Below are 20,197 nucleotides of genomic sequence, written 5' to 3' on the forward strand. Positions count from 1 at the left end.
ATCCTAGGCCATCCCCGTTTCACCCCGCCGTGACAAGGCCGCATGAACAAATACGTCGAACGCCGCCCACAGCGGCGCGAAGCGTTCCGGGCGGCCTTCCAGCAGGGCCAGCGCGTGCAGGCCGGCTTCCAGCGTCGACAGCTGACCGGGCCGGTGGGCACGGCGGATGGCGTAGCGGCCGGGCTGTTCGGGCAGGCTCAGGCGCGGCAGCCCGGCCAGCCAGGGGTTGGCCGCCAGCAGGCGGCGGCTCTGGCGCCAGCTGCCATCCAGCAGGATGAGGCGGCTCACGTCGGCCGGCGCCGCTGCCGGGCCGTCGCCGGGGTAGAGCAGCGCGGTGCCCGGTGCGGCCAGGCCAGCATCGAAGACCTCGCCGCGCAGCCGCTGCGCGGACTGCAGGCCCAGCGTCAGGAGGGCGGCGGTGTTCTTCGCGTGGCCGGCTTCGGCCGGATGCTGCAGGATCAACAGCTCGGTGCGGTGCGCCAGCCGCGGCACCGGCAGCGTCGCGCACAGGCAGGTGGCTGCCGGGCGCTCGCAGCGCGGGCAGCGCGGCCGCGTCAATTCGGAGGGGCGACGCTTTGCGGGCCCAGCGAGGAGACGGTGCTGTCGCGTTCGACCTCGGTCATCGCCAACTCGTCGACGGGGCGGCGGCGCGAGCGCGTGCTGGGAAGGCTGGTCTGCTTGCGCCTGGCCAGCAGGCCGGCCCCCCAGACACCGCCAATGACGCCGAAGATGTTCAGGGCCCCGAACAGCGGCGCCGCGTTGGACGACAGCAGCATGGACTGCAGTGGCGCCGAGTAGGCACGCGGCTTCAGCGCGAAGCTGAAGGCACCGAAGATCAGCCAGCCCGCCCAGGCCACGCCCACGCCGGACATCATCCAGGCCACGTAGGGCCGATGGCGGCGGCGCGCCGGGCGCAGCGTGAAGTAGCCCCACGCGATGGCGATCAGGAACAGCACCACGGCGGTACCCACGGCCTCGCCCAGCATGACCGGCAGGCTGTTGCGTCCACCGAGCTGGATGTAGATCTGGCGCGGCAGGCCCATGGACGCGTACTTCATCGCAACGCCTGCACAGAAGCAGTACAGCAGGAGGCCGGAGAAGAAGGCGACGGAACGGCGGGCAGCTTTCATGTAGGCGCATTCTCGGTGCACCCCCGGGTGCACACCTGACGGGTTTTACATGCGAACCGGCAAAAGGAAACCCGCCGTCCGGGGGGCCGGAGGGCGGGTCGAGCGGGAGCGAGAAGAATTTAACGCTTGCGGTCGAAGCGCATCGCGCGCGCCAGGCCGCGGCGCTCGCCGCTGTAGAAACCGGTGTCGAAGGCTTCGTGCTTGCGGCCCTTGTCCGTGCTCCAGTCCTGGCCCATCTCGGGCACCGGGAGGCGGCGGGGAGCGTGTTCGTGGCGGGTTTGGATCTTCATCATGGCTGTCTGACCCGTCTTGCCGGGCCGTCTCGCGGGGAGAAGCTGCGCGATTGAAGGGACAACGCCGGCTGTCGACGCGCGGTTGACAGGCCGAACACATTTCTTTGCACTCTTTCCGCGCCGGACAATGGCGGCCTCGAATCCCCGGAGCTGACCGAATGACCGTCAAGCTGAAGAAATCCCCCCCTGCCAAGGCCACCCCCATCACCGTCGTCGACCGCGCTGCCTTCCAGGCGCTGGCGCCCGGCCTGCCCACGGCCACCCGCGCCTGGCTGGCCACCGTCGGCTTCGTCGGCGCGGCCGACAGCCACGCGCTGGTGCCCGGTGCCGACGGCCGTCTGGCCCAGGTGTTTGCCGGCGTGGCCCATGCCGCCCATCCGTTCGCGCTGAGCGCCCTGCCGCTGGCGCTGCCGGCCGGCGAGTACCGGCTGGACGACGCCGGACTGGCGCTGCAACCCGAGGCCGCAGCGATGTCCTGGGAGCTGGGCGGCTACCGCTTCGACCTCTACAAGCCGTCCAAGCGCGAACCGGCCACGCTGTGGCTCCAGCCCGGTGCCGACGCCGAGCGCGGCCTGGCGCTGGCGACGGCCATCGCGGCGACACGCGACCTGGTCAACACGCCGGCCGAGCATATGGGCCCGGCCGAGCTGTCCGCCGCCGCCAAGGCGCTGGCCAGCCAGTACGGCGCCAAGTTCTCCGAGACGGTCGGCGACGCGCTGCTGAAGAAGAACTTTCCCAGCATCCACGCCGTCGGCCGCGCGAGCATGCGCTCACCTCGCCTGATCGAGGTGAACTGGGGCGACCCCAAGCACCCCAAGCTGGCGCTGGTGGGCAAGGGCGTCTGCTTCGACACCGGCGGCCTGAACATCAAGCCCGGCGAGAGCATGCGGCAGATGAAGAAGGACATGGGCGGCGCCGCCAACGCGCTGGCGCTGGCCGGGCTCATCATGGCCTTCAGGCTGCCGGTGCGGCTGCAGTTGCTGATCCCGGCGGTCGAGAACTCGATCGCCGGCAACGCCTACCGGCCGGGCGACATCATCAAGACGCGCAAGGGCCTGCACATCGAGATCGGCAACACCGACGCCGAAGGCCGCGTCATCCTGTGCGACGCGCTGGCCTACGCGGCCGAGTCGAATCCCGACCTCGTCATCGACCTCGCCACGCTGACCGGCGCGGCCCGCGTCGCTTTAGGCGCGCAGCTGCCGGCGCTGTTCGCCAAGCACATGGACACGGCGCGCGACCTCGTCGACCTGGGCCTGAAGCTGGACGACCCGCTGTGGCACATGCCGCTGTGGGCACCGTATCACGCCGGCATCGAGAGCTCGCTGGGCGACATCGTCAACACGGGCAAGAGCGCGCTGGCCGGCGCTATCAACGCGGCGCTATTCCTGGAAGACTTCCTGCCCGCGCAGCAGGACTGGCTGCACGTCGACCTGTTCGCGTGGAACGACGCGCCGCGCCCCGGCCGCCCGCTGGGCGGCGAGGCGCAGACCATCCGCACGCTGCTCGCCTACCTGGAGCAGCGCTACGCGGCGGCCTGATTAATCGGCAGAGTCCTGGGCCGGCTGCTGATCGGCAGCCGGCTCGACCTTGGCGAGCCGGGCGGCCTGCAGGGCCTGGGCCATCTGCGAAGGCACGGCCTGCTCAGGTGCCTGAGGCACGGGCTTGCGGCCCGGCTGCGGCGGGCGGGCGCCTTCGGGGCGCGGCGGGCGATCGCCACGCGGAGGGCGTTCGCCACGGGGCTGGTCGCGCCGGCCTTCCGAGCGTTGGTCGGGGCGGCGCGGGCCTCGGCCTTCGGGCCGGCCGCCGCCGGGGCGGCGGTCGTCGCGGCGCTCATCCCGACGCGCCTCCCGCGGCGGCGCGGGCGGTGCCTCGGCGCGCTCCTTGCGCGCGATCTCCAGCAGGCCCTGCAGTTCCTCGGGCGCGACGCCCTTCAGCACGCAGAAGTTGGCCTCGGTCAGCGTCGTGCGCTCGAAGTCCCACAGCAGCTGGCCGCGGTTGCGGCGCTGCTGGGCCTCCAGCCGGTGGCGCTCCTGCTCGGCCTGCTCGCGCTCCTGCTTCAGTCCCTTGCGGCGGGCCAGTTCTTCCCTGGCGGCGTTCAGGTGCTCCTCGCTGATCTCGCCGGCGGGGTTGCCGTCGAGGTCGAAGCGGGTCTTGGACTGGGTCAGCGCGATCAGGTAGCCGGTGCTGCCGGTGTGGCGGCGCAGGAAAGCGCTGAGCTGCGCCTTGCTGAACTTGCCGGGCACGCGCTCCTGGATGTCTGCCTGCACGCGCAGCTTGACGGGCTTGGGCTTGCCGGTGAACAGCGCCGGGAACAGCGCCTTCAGCTCGGCGGTGGCGTCAGTGGCCGGCGCGGCTGCGGGTGCGGATGCGACGACTTCGGCGGCAGGCGCAACTTCGACAGCAGGCTCGGCGGCCGGCTGGGCCTCGGGCACAGGCACGGCGGCAGCCGGCGCTTCGGGCGGGGTGACGGGATCGGGCAGATCGGAATTCATCGCAAAGCCGCCGAGGCGGCAGCAAACAGGCAAGGGGCGAGATTGTCGACCATCAGGCCGCCCTTGCCACCATCCCGCAGAAAGCCGCCCTCAAAGCCCGCCGAACACCTTCTTCAGGATGGCGCTGCCGGTGCCCACCGGGTCGCGGCGGATCTTCTTCTCCTCCTCGCCGATGAGTCGGTAAAGCCCGTCCAGCGCCTTGCCGGTCACGTACTGCTGGATGTTGGCCTCGTCGCCGTGCACAAGGCCGAAGCCCGAGGCTTTCCTGGCCACGGCGTTGTACTTGTCGGCCAGTGACACACGTTCGGTGGCCTTGGTGACGATGGGCAGGAACTGCTGGCCCAGCGGCTCGCGGGTCTTGCCGGCGAAGAAGGTCGTCACCGAATCGTCGCCGCCACGCAGGATCTTCAGCCCGTCCTCCACGCTCATGTCCTTGACGGCCCTCACCAGCAGCGGCTTGGCCGCCGGCACGGCCGCCTCGGCGGCGCGGTTCATCGCGGTGACGAGCTCATCCAGCTTCGCGCCCTGGCCGGCGGCCCTCAGCAGCCTGGCGGCGTCCTTCAGGTGGCCAGGCAGCTCGATCTTGACGAGCGGGTTGCCGAGAAAGCCGTCTGGCCGGCCCAGCAGCGCCACGGCGCTGTTGGCCCCACGTTCCAGCGCGGTGCGGATACCCGCGTTGGCGTCACCCTCGGTCAGGCTCAGCGCCCAGGCGGGGCGCAGCAGCAGGAAGGGGCCGGTGGCGAGGACGAGACGGCGTTGCATGGTGGGCTCCTGTCGGGTGGCACCCGATCTTGCCACCGCACCGCGTCAGGCCGCGACGTGATGCAACGCGCGCTTGTGGAGATACATGCGCTGGTCGGCCAGCTCGATGAGGCGGGACACGTCGGTACCGTCCTCGGGGAAGCGCGCCGCCCCGATGCTGGCGCCCACCTGCAACTGCCGGCCCTCAAACTCGAAGCTGCCGTTGATCTGCCGGGCCAGGCGGCTCACCGTCGCTTCCAGGCCGCCGTCGGCCGCCACGGGCCGCAGCAGCACGCCGAACTCGTCGCCGCCCAGGCGCGCCGCCGTGTCGGACTGGCGCACGCCGCCCGAAAGCCGGCGCGCGAACTCCAGCAGCGCCGCGTCGCCGGCCCGGTGGCCGTGGTGGTCGTTGATAGGCTTGAGGCCGTTCATGTCCAGCATGACGACGGCCAGCGGCTGGCAGTCGCGCACGGCCTGGGCCAGCGAAGCATTCAGCCGGTCCAGGAACAACGCGCGGTTGGGCAGGTCGGTCAGGCTGTCGTGCGTGGCCTTGTGGAACAGCTCGGCCGGCGCGTAGCGGGTCGCGAAGTACATGGACGCGGCCACGAGGTCCGACACCATGCCCAGCAGCGCCACATGCTTGTCGTCGAAATGACCCACGCGCCGGGACATCGCCTTCAGCACGCCCACCGTCACACCGTGGTGGCGCAGCGGCACGACGATCAGCGAGCGCAGCCCCAGCCGCCTGCAGGCGGCCTGGTCGGCCCGGGAGTCGCCCAGCGCATCGTCGCAACGCAGCGCCCGGCCCTGCGCGACGCACAGGCCGGACAGGCTTGTGCTGCGCTTGAGCCTCAGCCCCTGGGCCTGCTGGGCCATGCCGGCCGTGGCGCGGTAGACCATTTCGTCGCCCTCGGCCATCTCGACGGCGGCACCGTCGGCGTCCACCAGCTCCAGCGCGCGCTGCACGACCAGGTTCAGCAGCCCGGCCAGATCCAGGTCCATCCCCAGACCGGCCACCTCGGTCTGAATGGCGATGACCTCCAGCAGCTTTTCCCTGCTCGGCATCCATCTCTCCTCGCCCGCCGTCCTACCAGCGGCACGCCTCTCGATTCCGGGCGCTGTGCGTTCTCTCCCCGCGCAGATAGTGTCTCACCGCGCATAAATGATGTCGATGCCACACATGGCCCCGCCCGGCCGTGCGTGCGGCGCGCAGCGTCGTTTTGCGCCGGAGCAACCCGCCCCGGCACCAAGGCGACTAGAGTTTTCCGCATGGATCAACATTTTCTGACCCCGCTGTTCCAGCCCCGTTCGGTCGTCGTCTTCGCCGGCCCGCCCGGCGACCCAGCCCGCCAGACACGCCAGGCCCGCGTGCTGCGCGCCGCGCTGGCGGAGGCGCCGGGCAGCAGCCCGCCGCTGTTCCTGCACGGCGAGACCACCGGCACGCTGGGCGAGCTGGCGCGCTCGCGGGCCGATCTGGCCGTCATCGCGCTGCCGGCTGACGAGATCGCAGCGGCGCTGGAGATCGCCGGCCGCATCGCCTGCCGCTCGGCCCTCATCGTCAGCGACGGCATCGAGCCGGAGCAGGCCGCCCAGCTCAAGCGCATCGCCCGCCGTGAGGGCGTGCACCTGCTGGGGCCCAACTGCCTGGGCTTCCAGCGCCCCCACCTCAAGCTCAACGCCAGCGCGGCCGGCCCGCTGGCGGCCGAGGGGTCGCTCGCGCTGGTGTCGCAGTCCGGCGCGCTGACGTCGGCGATGCTGGACTGGGCGAGGCAGAACCACGTCGGCTTCAGCCAGGTGGTGTCGCTGGGCCCGAACGCGGCCGTGGACCTGGCCCAGGTGCTGGACTTCCTCGCCGCCGACACACGCACACACAGCATCGTCGTCTACCTGGAGGGCATCTCCGCGCCGCGCCGCTTCATGAGCGCGCTGCGCTCGGCGGCCCACGCCAAGCCCGTGGTCGTGCTGAAAGCGGGCCGGCGCAGCGCCGGCAACGAGGCCGCGCTGACGCACAGCCGCGCCATCGTCGGCAGCGACGACGTCTTCGACGCCGCGCTGCGCCGCGCCGGCGCCGTGCGCGTGCGCAGCTTCGTCGAGCTGTTCTCGGCCGCCAAGGGCCTGGCCGCGCGCAACCGGCCGGTCGGCAACCGGCTGGCCATCGTCACCAATGGCGGCGGCCCCGGCGTGCTGGCGGCCGACTGGGTCGACGAGATCGGCCTGCAGCTGGCGCGGCTGTCGCCCGACGCGGCCCGCGCGCTGCTGCCGCTGCTGGCCGACCAGGCCTCGCTGGCCGACCTGATCGACCTGTCCGCCGCGGCGACGCCCGAGCACTTCCGCGCCGCCGTGCAGGCCGCCGCGCAGGACCCGGCCGTCGACGGGCTGCTGGCTGTCTACGCGCCGCAGGTGGGCTCCGACGCGACCGAGACGGCCCGGGCCGTTGCCGCCGCCAAGGCCGACGTGGCGGGCATGACCAAGCCGCTGCTGGGCTGCTGGATGGGCGACGCGTCCGTGCAGGAGGCACGCCGCGTGCTGAACCAGGCGGCGATCGCCAACTTCCGCACCCCGGAGGCGGCCGTGGGCGCCTTCGGCAACATCGCCGCCTTCTACGCCAACCAGCAGCTGCTGCTGCAGACACCGCCGCCGATGTCCAGCCTGGCCCAGCCCGACGTCGAGGCCGCGCGGCTGCTCATCGAGAGCGTGCTGGCCGAGCGCCGCCGCACGCTGACCGAGATGGAGAGCAAGGCGCTGCTGGCGGCCTTCCACATCCCCGTCACGCAGACCATGCTGGCGCGCAGTGCCACCGAGGCCATGATGCTGGCGACGCAGATCGGCTTCCCCGTCGCGTTGAAGATCGACTCGCCCGACATCTCCCACAAGAGCGACGTGCAAGGCGTGGCGCTGAACATCCAGAGCGGCTCGGCCGCGCGCGACACCTTCAACGAGATGGTGGCCCGCGTGCAGGTGCTGCAGCCGCAGGCGCGCATCAACGGTGTGACGGTGCAGAAGATGGCCCGCGCCCGGCGCGGCCGCGAGGTCTGCGTGGGGCTGGTGACGGACGAGGCGCTCGGCCCGGCCATCGTCTTCGGCGCCGGCGGCACGATGATCGAGCTCATCGCCGACCGCGCGATGGAGCTGCCGCCGCTGAACCAGTTCCTGGCCCGGCGCCTCATCGAACGCGCCCGCGTCGCGGCGCTACTGGCCCAGGGCTGGCAGGGCGGCCCGCCGGCCGACCTCGCCGCCCTGGAGCAAGTGCTGCTGCGCGTCAGCGAGATGGTGTGCGAGTTCCCGCAGCTGCGCGAGATGGACATCAACCCGCTCATCGTCGACGAGCACGGCGCCGTGGCCGTGGACGCGCGCATCGTGCTGCAGCCCGGCCCGCAGGCCGGCGGCCCGCGCGCCTTCGACTACCCGCACCTGGCCATCCTGCCGTACCCCGCGCGCTTCGAGCAGGTCTGGCCGCTGGCCGGCGGCGGCGAGGTGACGGTGCGGCCCGTGCGGCCCGACGACGCGCAGATGCTTCAGGACCTGGTGCGTGGCCTCAAACCCGAGAGCCGCTACTTCCGCTTCGCCAGCGCCATCAAGGAACTGCCGCCGACGCTGCTGGCTCGCCTGACGCTGATCGACTACGACCGCGAGATGGCGCTGGTGGCCGTCTACACGGAGCGCACGGTGCGCGACGACGGCGGCTTCGACGAGCGCGAGCACATCGTCGGCGTGTCGCGCATCATCACCAAGCCCGACCAGACCAGCTGCGAATTCAGCCTGCTGGTGGCCGACGACTTCGGCGGCAAGGGCCTGGGCTCGCGGCTGATGGAAGGCATCACCGACGCCGCGCGCGAGAAGGGCCTGAGCGACATCGAGGGCCTGGTGCTGACGAACAACACCGACATGCTCAAGCTGATGCGAGGGTTGGGCTTCACGGTGAAGCCCTATCCCGAAGAGCCGGAATTCCGGCTCGTCACCAAGGCTTTGTGAGGCCCTCGCCCAGTAATCGGCTGAAGGAATTCAGCCGAGACGCGCCAACCGCTCCGTCAGCAACGAGAAAAAGCCATCCGCATCGACGTGGCGCAGCACCTGCGCGTTGGCCGTCAGGCCGGTCACGGCCCACCAGTCGATGACGGTCATGCCGCGCGTCAGCTCGCTCTGCGTCTCGACACGCACGTTGCAGTCACGGCCGGTGAACAGCTCGGGCTTCAGCAGGAAGGCGATGACGCAGGGGTCGTGCAGCGGGCCACCGTCCTGGCCGTATTTCTCCTCGTCGTAGCGCTCGAAGAACTCCATCCAAGCCGCCACGACGCTACCCACGCGGTTGGGCAGCGCGCGGATGGCGGCGATGCGCGCGGCCGTCGTCAGCACCTGGTGCGTGACGTCCAGCGGCGCCATCGTGATCGGCACGCCGCTCGTGAACACCTCGTGCGCGGCCTGCGGGTCGACGTAGATGTTGAACTCGGCGGCCGGCGTCACGTTGCCGCCCTCAAAGAAGCCGCCACCCATCAGCACGATGCGCTTGATACGCGTGGCGATGTCGGGCGCCTGGCGCAGCGCCAGCGCGATGTTGGTCAGCGGCCCCAGCGGGCACAGCGTCACGGTGCCCGGCTCGCGCTCCCGCAGCGTCTGGACGATGAAGTCCACCGCGTGGCGCGGGTCCACCGGCAGCGCGGGCTCGGGCAGGTCCACGCCGTTCAGGCCGGTGTCGCCGTGCACATGCTCGGCCGTGACCAGCGGCACGGCACCCAGCGGCGCGTCCGCGCCGGCGCAGACGGGCACGTCCGTGCGGCCGGCCAGCTCCAGCACCTTGCGGGCGTTCAGCGTCGTCAGCCGCAGCGGCACGTTGCCGGCCACGGCGGTGACGCCCAGCAGTTCCAGCTCGGGCGAGGCGGCGGCCAGAAGCAGCGCGACGGCGTCGTCCTGGCCCGGGTCGGTGTCGATGATGATGGCTTGTTGCGTCATGCGAGGGGCGGCGGAGCGATGTCGAGGTCGAGGGCGCCGAACAGGCTGTGGCCCGCGGCGGTCTTGAGGTCCAGGTGCAGGCTGTCGCCGGCGGCCAGCGGCACGTCCAGCGTGCCGAGCGCCACGCCGGCGACCTGGCCGGCGCGCAACGCGCGCAGCCGCGCCAGGCGGGCCAGCGCGTCGCCGGGGGCCGCGGCCACGTCGCGCGGCTCCAGCTTGGCGCCGTTGTGCAGCGCGACGAGGCGGGCCTGCAGCCGGCCAGCGGCCCAGGCGTCGCCCAGTTCGTCGGGCGTGACGGCCAGCGGCGCGGCCTGCGTGGCGATCGTTTCGTCGTCCAGGCGCCAGTCCACGGCGAAAGTCAGCAGGCGCAGCGCGTCCAGCGCCGCGGCGGCGTCGCTGGCGGCATTCAGGTCGCCGGTGATGGCGGCCAGTGCCGGCTCGGCCCGGGCCGGTGCGCGCAGCGGCTGGTGCGGGTTGGCGAAATGCCCGGCGTCACGGCGCACGCCGCCGTCGGCGCACGCGACGGCCCAGCCGTAGGCGCGCGGCAGCGGCGCGACGCATTTCGCGGGTTCGAAGGCGAAGGCATGGCGCAGCTTGCCGTGGTTGAGCTGCACGGCGAGGTCTTCGAGCTGGGGCGCGACGAAGCCCCAGTCGTCGAGAACCTGCTGCAAGCGGGTGGCGATGCCGGTGGCGTAGTGGGCCTGGGTCAGGTCGCGCGACACGACGACGAGATGGCCGTCGCGCGAGCCGTCGGCGTAGCTGGCGAGTTTCATGGGGCAGGGTTCGAGGTGGTGGCAGCATTGTGCGATGCGCGCCCTCACCGTTCCGCCCCACGCCGCCCTGCTCGCGCTGGCGGCCAGCCTGCTCGCCCACGCGGTGCTGCTGGGTGGCGAGCGCGTGCGCAACGACGCCACGCGGCCGGCGCGGGCCGTCAGCCTCGCGCTGCTGGCCCCGCCCGTCGTGCCGGTGGCACTGCCCGAGCCGGCCGCGCCGGCCCTGCCCCGGCCGTCCGCGCGCTCGTCGCGCCCCAGCGACACACCACCGCCGCCCGCCGTCACGCCCGACACGCAGTTGCTGCGGCTGGCCGGCCCTGCCGCGTGGCGCTTCCGCCTGCGCCAAGGTGGGCAGGACGGCGAGGCGGTGCTGGACTGGCAGCCACAACCCGACGGCCGCTACAGCCTGCGCCTGACGCGCCGCGTCGGCGAGCGCGCGCTGCCGGCGCTGGAGAGCCTGGGCCGCACCGGCGGCGGCGGCCTGGCGCCCGAGCGCTTCGCGCTGCAGCGCGATGGCCAGGACCGCCAGGCCGTGAACTTCGACACGGAGGAGCGGCGCGTCAGCTTCTCGGCCAGCCCGGCCCAGCTGGACATGCCCGAAGGCGCGCAGGACCGCCTGTCCTGGTGGCTGCAGCTGGCGGCACTGGTGCAAGCCTCCACGCCCCAGTCTGCGGCGCCGGGCGGCCGCTGGCGGGTCTGGGTGGCCGGCCTGCGGGGTGAGTTGCGCGAATGGACGTTCGAGGCGGTCGACGCCGAACCCGACGACGCCGGCACGCTGCACCTGCGCCGCCAGCCGCTGGGGCCGCACGACCCGGGCATCGAGCTGTGGCTGGACCCGGCCCGCGGCTACTGGCCCGTGCGGCTGCGCCAGGGCGACCCCGAGACCCGCGGTTACGAAATCGTTCTGGTCGCTGTGAACTCCTGACGCTTCCTACACGTTGTGGGCATGGGGGATGACCCGAACAAGACCCCGTTCTGCCAGTATCTAAACCAAGCGGGGCTTGAAACCTCAGGCCCCACCCGCAGTTGAAGCCCCGAGGAGAACTCCATGCACATGCTCTACAACTCCGACAGCTTCATCGTCGTCCAGTTCGAAGTGCCCGTGGCCGAAGCCGAGCCGGGCCCGCAGCTCAACCGCGGCGGGTTCGAGATCGTCGACAAGTTCGCCCGCAAGGAAATCTTCATCGAGGGCGCGCTGGCGGAATCCTTCCAGCAGGGCGTGCAGGCGCTCATCGACGACGGCGAGCCGTCCGAGGACGAGCTCGACGCCTTCATCGAACAGTACGCCGTGATGGGCCAGCAGCCCGTCGTGATGCACTGAGCACGGCCCCTCCTGCCTCGCCGTCCCCGGCTTGCTCCGGGGCGGTTCCCCGATCCCCGGGCCCATCCCTCGTTCGTTGTGTGATGCCGTCGGCAAGCGAGCAAGAAGTCGCATTGATTCGCCGCGAAGCCTGATACAAGATGGGTCAGGCCGACCGCAGCAGGTTGGCGAGAGGAGCCTTGTCGATGGTGAAGCGAGCCGCTGCCGCAGAGACTGCCCCCCGGGCCGCCACTGCCCGCGTGCTGCCGTCGCCCGGCCTGGACAGCGCCCCGGTGCTGGACCGCATGTGCTCGCAATTCGTGCTGACGCTGACCGTCAAGCACGCCGGCCGCTTCAATCTGCGGCGCGACTTCAACGGCCTGCTGTCCTTCACCGGCCGCCACCTTGTCTGGCCCACGCGCGTGCTGCAGCGGCTGCGCGGCTACCTCGCGCAGCGCTGCGCCGGCAACGAGCTGTGGCGCGGGCATGACGCGCTGAATGACGAGGCCTTCCTCGACCGATTCGGCCAGTGGAGCGGCCCATTCTCGGAAGGTACGCTGTTCTTTTACCTCGACGAATACGTCAAGGACGCGCCCAAGGACATGATGGCCTTGCTGGCCACCACCTGCGAGCACCTGGACCGCCAGCTCAAGCGCGAGTCCACGCTGGTCGAGAAGAACATCGACGCGCTGGGCCAGCTGCTGCAGCTGAACCCGGCCGAGCGCGCCATCCTGCTGTACGGCACGCTGGCCCGCTACCAGCGCGAGCTGCGTGGTGCCCTCGTCGAGTTCAAGGTCAACACGGCGCAGGAGGCGTTCGCGGCCATCGCAGCCGTGGCCGGCGTGGACGAGCGCGAGGTGGCCGAAGCGCTGCGCGCCGGTTCGCGGCTGGAGCGCATCGGCATGGTCGAGAACCTGATCTCCGAGCACAACATCACCGACCTCGCCGACCTGATGAAGGTCAGCGACCAGCTGCCGCCGGTGCTGATGCGCGAGTACCAGGGCCCGCACGACCTGATGGCCGTGTTCACGCGCCCGGCCACGCAGAGCACGCTGGCGCCGGCCGACTTCCAGTTCGTCGTCGAGGACCTGGACCTGCTCAAGGGCCTGTTGCGCCAGGCCGTCGCGACGCACGCGACCGGCGTCAACGTGCTGCTGTACGGCCCGCCGGGCACCGGCAAGACGGAACTGGCCAAGGTCGCCGCCGCGGCCGCGGGGCTGGACCTGTACGAGGTCGAGTACGCCGACCGCGACGGCAATTCCCTCTCGGGCCGCGACCGTTACCGCTCGCTGCAAATCAGCCAGGTGTTCCTGAAGGCCAGCGCCAACGTCGCGCTGCTGTTCGACGAGGTGGAGGACGTGTTCCCGCCGCTGTCCAGCGACACAGCCTCGCTGCTGAGCCGGCTGGATGCCAGCGCCGAGGGCGGCATCGGCAACTCGGTCAGCGGCAAGGCCTGGGTGAACCAGATCCTGGAAACCAACCCCGTGCCGGTCATCTGGGTCACCAACCGCATCGAGCAGATCGACCCGGCCTTCCGCCGCCGCTTCCAGTACCACCTGGAGCTGAAGTCGCCACCACCCGGCGCGCGCCGCGGGCTCGTGGCCAAGGCGCTGGGCGACGTGGCGGTCAGCGAAGGCTTTGTCGCCAAGCTGGCCGAGCGGCCGGGGCTGACGCCAGCGCAGATCCGCACCGCCGTGCGCTTCGCGCAACTGGCCGGTGGCGCCGGCGATGCCGAGAAGCTCATCGAACGCCAGCTGCTGAACGCCGACAAGGCCCTGGGCCGCGACGACGGCGGCAGCATCGCGCGCCCCTGCGTGACGCGCTACGCGCTGGATCTGCTGAACTGCGAGAGCCGCTTCGAGATCCCGCGCATCGTCGAGGCGCTGCGCCGCAAGGGCACGGGCCAGCTGTGCTTCTACGGCCCGCCCGGCACCGGCAAGACGGCGCTGGCCGAGCACATCGCCCAGGCGCTGGGCCGGCCGCTGATGGTCAAGCGCGCCAGCGACATCGCCAGCAAGTTCGTCGGCGAGACCGAGCAGAACATGGCGCGCATGTTCGAGACGGCGCAGAGCGAAGGCGCCGTGCTGCTGCTTGACGAAGCCGACAGCTTCCTGCGCAGCCGCAAGCATGCAGAGCGCAACTACGAGGTCAGCGAGGTCAACGAGATGCTGGCCGGCATGGAGCGCTTCAACGGCCTGTTCATCTGCACGACCAACCTCTTCGACGACCTCGACGAAGCCGCGCTGCGTCGCTTCGCGTTCAAGATCCGCTTCAAGGCCTTGAAGCCCGAACAGCGGCTGGCGATGTTCGAGCGCGAGGCCGGTGTGCCGCCGACCGACGAACAGCGCTCACGCCTGGCGGCGATGGACTGCCTGTCCCACGGCGACTTCGCCGCCGTGCGCAACCAGGTCGAGATCCTTGGCGAGGCGTTCACGCCGGATGAATTCCTGGCGCAGTTGGAGGCGGAGCATCGGGCGAAACCGGAAGTGCGGGAGCGGCGGGGGATCGGGTTCAGGGCGGGCTGAATGCAGTGCCGTTGCGCCCGTCGAAATCGTGGTGCGCCTTGATCTCGTCGTAGCAGGACACGCATACCATCGAGTGGTGAACAAAGGCGCGGAAGCGCGCACTCTTGTCCTGCTCCTGCAGATAGACAAGCTCACAGGCATAGCACCAGCCCTGCTTGTCATCCGGCGCGGCGCTGTTTTCCACGAAACCCAAAGCAGGGCCCTCGTTCCGGACGACATGCCCGCAAACGGCTGCACTCTGCGAGCGCCCGTGACGCGGACAGTCGATTTCAAGTGCGTCGCTCATGGGGATTCGCGCGTGTGTCGTCAGAGATGCAGGAAATAGTACGTCGTCGAACAGAACGGCCCGTCCGGCATCAGCGCGTAGTTCGGGATGTCTCCGGCCTTCAGCCACCCCGTCCGCTCATAGAGCCGCGACGCATCGCTGCCCGTGACGGTGTCCAGCACGAGCGTCGTCTTGCCCAGTTCGCGCGCCTTCACCTCCAGCGCGCGCAGCAGCCGCTCGGCGACGCCCTGGCGGCGCGCGCGACGGTGGACCAGCATCTTGCTGACGTCGGCTCGGTGCGGCTGGTTATCGGGCATGTCGATGACGAGGGACAGCGTGCCGCAGATGCGGCCGGCGTCGTCCTCGGCAACGAAGAGATGGCGCTCGCCAGCCGCCACACCTTCGGCCACGCTTCGCCAGAAGGCCTCCGGCCGGCCCTTCGCCAGCGGCAGCATGAAGCCGACTGACGCGCCGCCCTCGACGCAGTCCCGCAGCACCTCGACCAGTTCGGCCACGCGGGCCAGCGCCTCGACGCCATCGAGTTCGCGGATGGTGGTGGTCATGGCTTGCCGGCTCCGGTGAGGGCGACGAGGTAGCGCGCGGCCTTGGCGCCCGGGTTGTGGAAGGTGATGGGCGCGTCCAGCCGCACGGCCAGGCAGTCGCCGGAGGCGAGTTGCCAGCGGTCGCTGCCGTGGCCGATCTCCATCGCGCCGTCGATCATCCAGATGAGCTGGTGGATGTCCGCGTCGCGCGCCGAGGTCTCGAACGACACGCGCTGGCCGGCGGGGAAGACGACGTCCACCAGCTGCAGCGGCGACACGCCCGGCGGCGACACGTTGCGACGCACATAGCCCGAGGCGGGGTCGCTCCAGACGGGCTGATCGGCAACGCGGGCCAGCGGCGACGGCGCGACCGGCACCTCGGCAGCCTCGAACATCGACGCAACGCTGACGCCCAGCGCCGACGACAGCTTGTCCAGCACGACGGCCGTGGGGCTGCTCTGGCCGCGCTCGATCAGCGAAATGTTGGAACGGCTGACGCCGCTCTTGTGCGCCAGCGCGTCCAGCGACAGGCCCGAAGCCGCACGCAGCTCGCGCAGCCGGCGCCCGATCAGTTCCGTGATGCCTTCGTTCATTCCTCCAGCATACTGGAAATTTCATTCCATCAAAATGGAATGGCGCGTTCGACGGCGCGACGCCAGGCGGGGTCGGGCCAGCGCCGGCCCAGCCGCCAGGCGGCATGCGTGAGCTTGATGACATGGGCGTCGTCCTGCTCGCAGGCGGCGGCGATCAGCGCGGGCCAGGGGCGGCCGGGCGGGCGATCCAGCGCGAGGGCCGGCGTGGCGCCGCTGGCGAGCAGGCCGGCCGCCGCGGCGATGCTGAAGCCGCGCGGCAGCTCCGGCGAGGGCCACCACGGTTCCAGCACGCTCAGCGCGTGGCTGGCCGTCAGCAGATGCAGCACGGTGAAGTTGCCGGTGGCGGCGTAGGTGCGGGCGGCGAGCAGGGCCAGCTCACGCAGCGTGTCGGGGCCGTGCTGCAGCCGGCCGGCGACGACGGCGAACCCGGGCGTCGCGCCCCAGGCCCGCATGCGGTCGGTGATGAGGCTGCCGGCAGGGTAGACAGGACGCGGCAGCGGCTTCAGCGCCTGCAACCAGTCGGCCAGCGCCAGCGGCGGGCCGTCGTCGGCGGTCGGCAGCGGCATGAACTGCGACGCCCAGTGCGCCAGCCCCGCGGCCAGCTCGCCGTCGTGGCCGGCCAGCACCGCGTGGCCCGTGCGGATGAGGCCGTGGAAGGCGATCGCGCCGGCGCCCGGCAGCAGCAGCGCCACCGCATCGCGCAGCGCGGCGGACGAGCCCACATCGACGATGCGGGCGGCGAAGTGCGCACGCCAGGCGGCGTCGCTGTCGGGCCGGCCCAGGTCACGCTCGACAGCGATGCGCGCCGGCCGCGCGCAGCTGCGGGGCTCCAGCGTGGCCTCCTCGGCCTCGGCGAAGGCCTGCAGCCGCTCGGCCGATGCGCCCAGCTCCAGCAGCGCCTGCTGGGCCATGGGCAGGTGGTTGCTCAACTGGCCGCGGTAGGTGGCGGACAGCGCCTGGCCGGCATCGAGCAGGTGGTGCAGCTGGGCCAGCGTGGCGGGCGTTTCACGCGTGGACGGCACGGTCTTCATCAGCATGGGCAACTCCGTTCGTGGGAACATGGCCGCCATGCTCGAAGTTGAAGCGAACTTGAAGTCAAGCCCCGCCGCGCCGAAAACCGCTGCGGCACCGCTGACCATCGGCCAACTGGCCCGGCGCGCGGGCGTCGCGACGAGTGCCTTGCGTTTTTACGAAGCCGAGGGGCTGCTGGCAGGCAGCCGCAGCGCGGGCGGCCACCGGCAGTACCCGCGCCACACGCTGAGGCGCGTCGCCTTCATCCGCGCGGCGCAGACGGTGGGGCTGAGCTTGCCGCAGATCAAGGCGGCGCTGGCCACGCTGCCCGACAGTCGAACCCCGACCAAGGCCGACTGGGCCAAGCTCTCCGCCGGATGGGCGCCGCTGCTGGACGCCCGCATCGCGGCCTTGCAGGAGCTGCGCAGGAAGCTGACCGGCTGCATCGGCTGCGGCTGCCTGTCGCTGAAGGCCTGTTCGCTCTACAACCCGGCGGACAAGGTCAGCGACGAGGGTGCGGGGGCCAGGCTTCTGCGCATCGAAACCGAACGTTGACCCTTAGGCGACGACCGAATATCACTTCCCGGCGAAAATGCCGGGTTAACCCGCCACCTTGAACGCCCATGAGTGCCTTCCACGAAGAGACCGTCCTGACCGTCCACCACTGGACCGACCGCCTGTTCAGCTTCACGACCACGCGTGACCAGGCCCTGCGCTTCTCCAACGGTCATTTCACGATGATCGGCCTCAAGGGCGACAACGGCAAACCGCTGCTGCGCGCGTACTCCATCGTCAGCGCCAACTACGAAGAGAACCTCGAGTTCCTCAGCATCAAGGTGCCGGACGGCCCGCTGACGTCCAAGCTGCAGCACATCAAGCCGGGCGACAAGATCATCGTCGGCCGCAAGCCCACGGGCACGCTGTTGATCGACTACCTGCTGCCGGGCAAGAACCTCTACCTGCTGGGCAGCGGCACGGGCTTGGCGCCGTTCATCAGCATCGTGCGCGACCCCGAGACTTACGAGCGCTTCGAGAAGGTCATCATCGTGCACGGCGTGCGCGAGGTGGCCGAGCTGGCCTATCACGACCACCTCACGGTGGACCTGCCCAAGCACGAGTTCCTGGGCGAGTTCGCCAGCGAGCAGCTGCTGTACTACCCGACCGTCACCCGCGAGTCGTACAAGAACATGGGGCGCATCACCGACCTGATCCAGACCGGCAAGCTGCAGGCCGACCTGGGTCTGCCGGCGCTGGACCCCGAGAACGACCGCATCATGCTGTGCGGCAGCCCCGCGCTGCTGAAGGACATGCAGGAGATGCTGGAGCTGCGCAACTTCAAGGAAGGCAGCACGACGACGCCGGGCGACTACGTCATCGAGCGCGCGTTCGTCGAGAAATAAGCCCTTCGCACGGGGGGCGCCAGACGGTCTCCCGGCTCAGGCCTTGAGCCGGCGGCGCGCCACGAGCGAGACGACGCCCAGCCCACTCAGCAGCAAGGCCATGCTGGCCGGCTCGGGAACGGGCGTCGCCGTGAAGTTGGCGTTGTTGGGCGCGAAGTCGGAGATGGCGGCGATGCCTGCGACGGAGGTGTCGCGCGGCCACAGGTTGAAGGTGTAGTCCAGCTTGTTCGTGAAGCCGGTGCTGGGCAGCAGGCTGCCGCTGACGGTCGCCGTGATGGTGTGCCCGCTGACGACAACCGAGCCCGTCGGCAACGCCCCGGCCCCGGCCACCGTGCCCGTGCCGTTGGGGTTCAGCAGGATGACGCGGTCGAAGCGCACGCCGGTCAGGCCCAGGTTGTTGGCGAAACCGGCCATGCCGGCGCCGCGGTTCACGCCCCAGACGTAGAGGCCCGTGGCCGTGCTGCCGACGTTGCCATCCAGCGTCGCCTTCAGCGTGAAGGTGTCGGTGCCGGCGTTGTAGAGCACGGTGGCGGCCAGCACGTCGAGGTCGGTGCTGGCGTGGCTGCCGCCGAAGGTGGCGAGGAAATCGCCCTGCGGGTCGGTGATGCCGTCCAGCGCGTGGCTGGCCAGCGGCAGGCCCAGCAGGGCGAGGGCGGCGGTGGAAGCGAGAAGACGCATGCGGAACTCCTGGGTTGGATGACGTGGCATGGCCGGCGAGCCGCGGACTGCGGCACCGGCCATGGGCCGTGCATCCCCCCGGGCGCCGCGCGGGTTCAAGCGCCGGCGCCCCTCCCCCTAGACTGGAACCGCGGTCGTGTTCTTCAGCCGCTCCAGCACGAAGCTGGTCTTGCAGTCCTGCACGCTGGGGTGCATCAGCAGCGTGTCGCTGATGAAGCGGGCGTAGTGCTGCATGTCCTGCACCAGCACGCGCAGCAGGTAGTCCATCTCGCCGGTCAGCGCCGCGCATTCGACGACCTCGGGCCAGGTCTGCACGGCGGCGCGGAACAGGTCGCGCGGGTTGCGCAGCGGGCTCTCGGTCTGCTTTTCCAGCCGCACGTTGAGGTAGGCCGTCAGGCCCAGGCCGATGCGCTCGGGCGGCACGAGGGCCACATAGCTGCCGATGACGCCGGCCTCCTCCAGCCGGCGCACGCGGCGCAGCACGGCCGACGACGACAGCCCGGCCTCGGCGGCCAGCGCGTCGTAGGTCAGGCGGCCGTCAAGCTGCAGCGCGCGCAGGATGCGGCGGTCGATGGCGTCTAGCTCGATGGGGGCGTCCATGTGGGAAATTGTGCAACCTTCCTGCGGCGCGGCCGGCCTACAGTCCCGGAACTCGTGAAAGCCCTCATCGCCTGGATCGCTTCGTTGGCCCCCCTGCTGCTCGCCGCCCCGGCCCGGGCGGACGAGATCGTGCTCGCGTCGCCGGCCTACTGGTGCCCGTTCAGCTGCCAGGCCGGGTCGGCACGCGAGGGTTTCACGGTGGACATCGCGCGCGAGATCTTCACCGCCGCCGGTCACAAGGTGCGCCTCGTCAACGAGAACTACAGCCGTGCCCTCATCGACGTGCGCGCCGGCGCCTTCACCGCCACCGCATCGACCTTCCGCGAAGAGGCGCCGGACTTCGTCTTCCCCGTGCAGCCGGTCTCGCGCAACCGCTTCTGCGTCTACGTCGCGGCCGACAGCCGCTGGACCTACCGCGGCGCGGCCAGCCTCTCCGAGCTGCAGCGGGTGGGCATCATCCGCGACTACTCCTACGGTGTGGCACTGGACGTCATCATCCGGACGTCACCCCAGCGCTTCGAGGTGAACACCGGCGACAGCCTGACCGAGCGCATGCTGCGCCGGCTGCAGATGGGGCGGCTGGACGCCTTCATCGAGGAGGAAAACGTCGTCGCCTACACACGCCAGCAGCACCCCGAGCTGGCGCCGCGCAACGCCGGCTGCGAGCCGCCGAGCTATGCCTACCTGGCAATCTCGCCCCGGCACCCCAAGGCGCAGGAGTACGCGCGGATTTTCAGCGACGGCATGGTCAGGCTGCGCCGCAGCGGACGCCTGAAAGCCATCCTGGCCACCTATGGCCTGCTCGAATGGCCGGCGTGGCAACCCTGAACAGCGCATGATTCTTGCGCCAGGTCAAAACACGGCGCCACGTTTTGCATGAATTCTGCGAGCTGCACGCCGCAGA

At 70.8% G+C, this 20,197-nt stretch carries 22 protein-coding genes; 8 read left to right on the top strand and 14 right to left on the bottom strand.

The window, feature by feature from the left end:
* Positions 1-3 precede the first annotated feature (3 nt).
* From ACG04R_RS07115 to ACG04R_RS07125, 3 genes are all read right to left on the bottom strand, one after another.
* On the bottom strand, positions 4-558 hold the full coding sequence (locus ACG04R_RS07115) for a tRNA-uridine aminocarboxypropyltransferase (RefSeq protein ID WP_394407497.1): 555 nt from the start codon (positions 556-558) through the stop codon (positions 4-6).
* Positions 555-1,130: a hypothetical protein gene (locus tag ACG04R_RS07120; RefSeq protein WP_394407498.1), complete on the bottom strand. Its 576-nt coding sequence runs from the start codon at positions 1,128-1,130 to the stop codon at positions 555-557. Before ACG04R_RS07120 ends, ACG04R_RS07115 begins: the two co-directional genes overlap by 4 nt.
* A 119-nt stretch (positions 1,131-1,249) precedes the next feature.
* The gene (locus ACG04R_RS07125; protein WP_394407500.1) at positions 1,250-1,423 is read right to left on the bottom strand and encodes a hypothetical protein; all 174 of its coding nucleotides are present in this window, start codon (positions 1,421-1,423) and stop codon (positions 1,250-1,252) included.
* A gap of 158 nt (positions 1,424-1,581) precedes the next feature.
* Here ACG04R_RS07125 and ACG04R_RS07130 point away from each other — a divergent pair, with 158 nt between their 5' ends.
* Positions 1,582-2,964, top strand: a complete 1,383-nt coding sequence (locus ACG04R_RS07130; RefSeq protein WP_394407502.1) for a leucyl aminopeptidase family protein — start codon at positions 1,582-1,584, stop codon at positions 2,962-2,964.
* Here ACG04R_RS07130 and ACG04R_RS07135 read toward each other — a convergent pair whose 3' ends face one another.
* The 3 genes from ACG04R_RS07135 to ACG04R_RS07145 form a co-directional block, all read right to left on the bottom strand.
* Positions 2,965-3,918 (bottom strand): ProQ/FINO family protein, encoded by a 954-nt coding sequence (locus ACG04R_RS07135; RefSeq protein ID WP_394407504.1) that lies wholly within the window; start codon positions 3,916-3,918, stop codon positions 2,965-2,967.
* A 90-nt stretch (positions 3,919-4,008) separates the two neighbouring features.
* Positions 4,009-4,680: a DUF4197 domain-containing protein gene (locus tag ACG04R_RS07140; protein WP_394407506.1), complete on the bottom strand. Its 672-nt coding sequence runs from the start codon at positions 4,678-4,680 to the stop codon at positions 4,009-4,011.
* A gap of 45 nt (positions 4,681-4,725) precedes the next feature.
* Positions 4,726-5,724, bottom strand: a complete 999-nt coding sequence (locus tag ACG04R_RS07145; RefSeq protein WP_394407508.1) for a diguanylate cyclase domain-containing protein — start codon at positions 5,722-5,724, stop codon at positions 4,726-4,728.
* A gap of 204 nt (positions 5,725-5,928) precedes the next feature.
* Between ACG04R_RS07145 and ACG04R_RS07150 the strand changes: the two genes are divergently transcribed.
* Positions 5,929-8,631, top strand: a complete 2,703-nt coding sequence (locus ACG04R_RS07150) for a bifunctional acetate--CoA ligase family protein/GNAT family N-acetyltransferase (RefSeq protein ID WP_394407510.1) — start codon at positions 5,929-5,931, stop codon at positions 8,629-8,631.
* A 30-nt stretch (positions 8,632-8,661) separates the two neighbouring features.
* Here ACG04R_RS07150 and ACG04R_RS07155 read toward each other — a convergent pair whose 3' ends face one another.
* Together ACG04R_RS07155 and ACG04R_RS07160 are read right to left on the bottom strand one after the other, a co-directional pair.
* Positions 8,662-9,606 carry a nucleoside hydrolase gene (locus tag ACG04R_RS07155; protein WP_394407512.1) on the bottom strand — a complete coding sequence of 315 codons (945 nt, stop codon included), beginning with the start codon at positions 9,604-9,606 and terminating at the stop codon, positions 8,662-8,664.
* Positions 9,603-10,379, bottom strand: coding sequence for a fumarylacetoacetate hydrolase (locus ACG04R_RS07160; protein ID WP_394407514.1), 777 nt, complete (start codon positions 10,377-10,379; stop codon positions 9,603-9,605). The genes ACG04R_RS07155 and ACG04R_RS07160 overlap by 4 nt, the downstream gene beginning before the upstream one ends.
* 34 nt (positions 10,380-10,413) lie before the next feature.
* On the opposite strand from ACG04R_RS07160, the gene ACG04R_RS07165 reads away from it, so the two are divergent.
* The 3 genes from ACG04R_RS07165 (at position 10,414) to ACG04R_RS07175 (ending at position 14,204) form a co-directional block, all read left to right on the top strand.
* Positions 10,414-11,304 (top strand): hypothetical protein, encoded by an 891-nt coding sequence (locus ACG04R_RS07165; RefSeq protein WP_394407516.1) that lies wholly within the window; start codon positions 10,414-10,416, stop codon positions 11,302-11,304.
* A 123-nt stretch (positions 11,305-11,427) separates the two neighbouring features.
* Positions 11,428-11,700, top strand: coding sequence for a BTH_I0359 family protein (locus tag ACG04R_RS07170; protein WP_394407518.1), 273 nt, complete (start codon positions 11,428-11,430; stop codon positions 11,698-11,700).
* Positions 11,701-11,885: 185 nt separating this feature from the next.
* Positions 11,886-14,204 carry an ATP-binding protein gene (locus ACG04R_RS07175; protein ID WP_394407519.1) on the top strand — a complete coding sequence of 773 codons (2,319 nt, stop codon included), beginning with the start codon at positions 11,886-11,888 and terminating at the stop codon, positions 14,202-14,204.
* Here the strand turns inward: ACG04R_RS07175 and ACG04R_RS07180 are convergent.
* From ACG04R_RS07180 to ACG04R_RS07195, 4 genes are read right to left on the bottom strand one after another with little or no spacing between them, the layout of a single operon-like run.
* Positions 14,191-14,490 (bottom strand): hypothetical protein, encoded by a 300-nt coding sequence (locus ACG04R_RS07180; RefSeq protein WP_394407521.1) that lies wholly within the window; start codon positions 14,488-14,490, stop codon positions 14,191-14,193. The two genes, ACG04R_RS07175 and ACG04R_RS07180, sit on opposite strands and share 14 nt — an antisense overlap.
* A gap of 20 nt (positions 14,491-14,510) precedes the next feature.
* The gene (locus ACG04R_RS07185) at positions 14,511-15,032 is read right to left on the bottom strand and encodes a GNAT family N-acetyltransferase (protein ID WP_394407523.1); all 522 of its coding nucleotides are present in this window, start codon (positions 15,030-15,032) and stop codon (positions 14,511-14,513) included.
* Positions 15,029-15,604, bottom strand: coding sequence for a helix-turn-helix domain-containing protein (locus ACG04R_RS07190; RefSeq protein WP_394407525.1), 576 nt, complete (start codon positions 15,602-15,604; stop codon positions 15,029-15,031). Before ACG04R_RS07190 ends, ACG04R_RS07185 begins: the two co-directional genes overlap by 4 nt.
* Positions 15,605-15,633: 29 nt before the next feature.
* Positions 15,634-16,641 (bottom strand): questin oxidase family protein, encoded by a 1,008-nt coding sequence (locus tag ACG04R_RS07195; protein ID WP_394407527.1) that lies wholly within the window; start codon positions 16,639-16,641, stop codon positions 15,634-15,636.
* A 22-nt stretch (positions 16,642-16,663) separates the two neighbouring features.
* Here ACG04R_RS07195 and soxR point away from each other — a divergent pair, with 22 nt between their 5' ends.
* Both soxR and ACG04R_RS07205 read left to right on the top strand, forming a co-directional pair.
* Positions 16,664-17,170 (top strand): redox-sensitive transcriptional activator SoxR, encoded by a 507-nt coding sequence (gene soxR / locus ACG04R_RS07200; RefSeq protein WP_394407529.1) that lies wholly within the window; start codon positions 16,664-16,666, stop codon positions 17,168-17,170.
* 68 nt (positions 17,171-17,238) lie between these two features.
* Complete coding sequence (locus ACG04R_RS07205; RefSeq protein WP_394407531.1) at positions 17,239-18,015, top strand: ferredoxin--NADP reductase; 777 nt, start codon at positions 17,239-17,241, stop codon at positions 18,013-18,015.
* A gap of 36 nt (positions 18,016-18,051) precedes the next feature.
* On the opposite strand, the gene ACG04R_RS07210 is transcribed toward ACG04R_RS07205, so the two are convergent.
* Both ACG04R_RS07210 and ACG04R_RS07215 read right to left on the bottom strand, forming a co-directional pair.
* Positions 18,052-18,693, bottom strand: coding sequence for a PEP-CTERM sorting domain-containing protein (locus ACG04R_RS07210; protein ID WP_394407533.1), 642 nt, complete (start codon positions 18,691-18,693; stop codon positions 18,052-18,054).
* Between the two features lie 117 nt (positions 18,694-18,810).
* Entirely contained in the window at positions 18,811-19,293 is a 483-nt protein-coding gene (locus ACG04R_RS07215; RefSeq protein ID WP_394407535.1) for an Lrp/AsnC family transcriptional regulator, read from the bottom strand.
* 54 nt (positions 19,294-19,347) lie between these two features.
* Here ACG04R_RS07215 and ACG04R_RS07220 point away from each other — a divergent pair, with 54 nt between their 5' ends.
* Positions 19,348-20,121, top strand: coding sequence for a substrate-binding periplasmic protein (locus ACG04R_RS07220; protein WP_394407537.1), 774 nt, complete (start codon positions 19,348-19,350; stop codon positions 20,119-20,121).
* Positions 20,122-20,197: the final 76 nt, after the last annotated feature.

Origin of the sequence: Pelomonas candidula (genome assembly GCF_043555985.1) — a bacterium.
In the GTDB taxonomy this organism is placed as follows: Bacteria; Pseudomonadota; Gammaproteobacteria; order Burkholderiales; family Burkholderiaceae_C; genus Pelomonas; species Pelomonas candidula.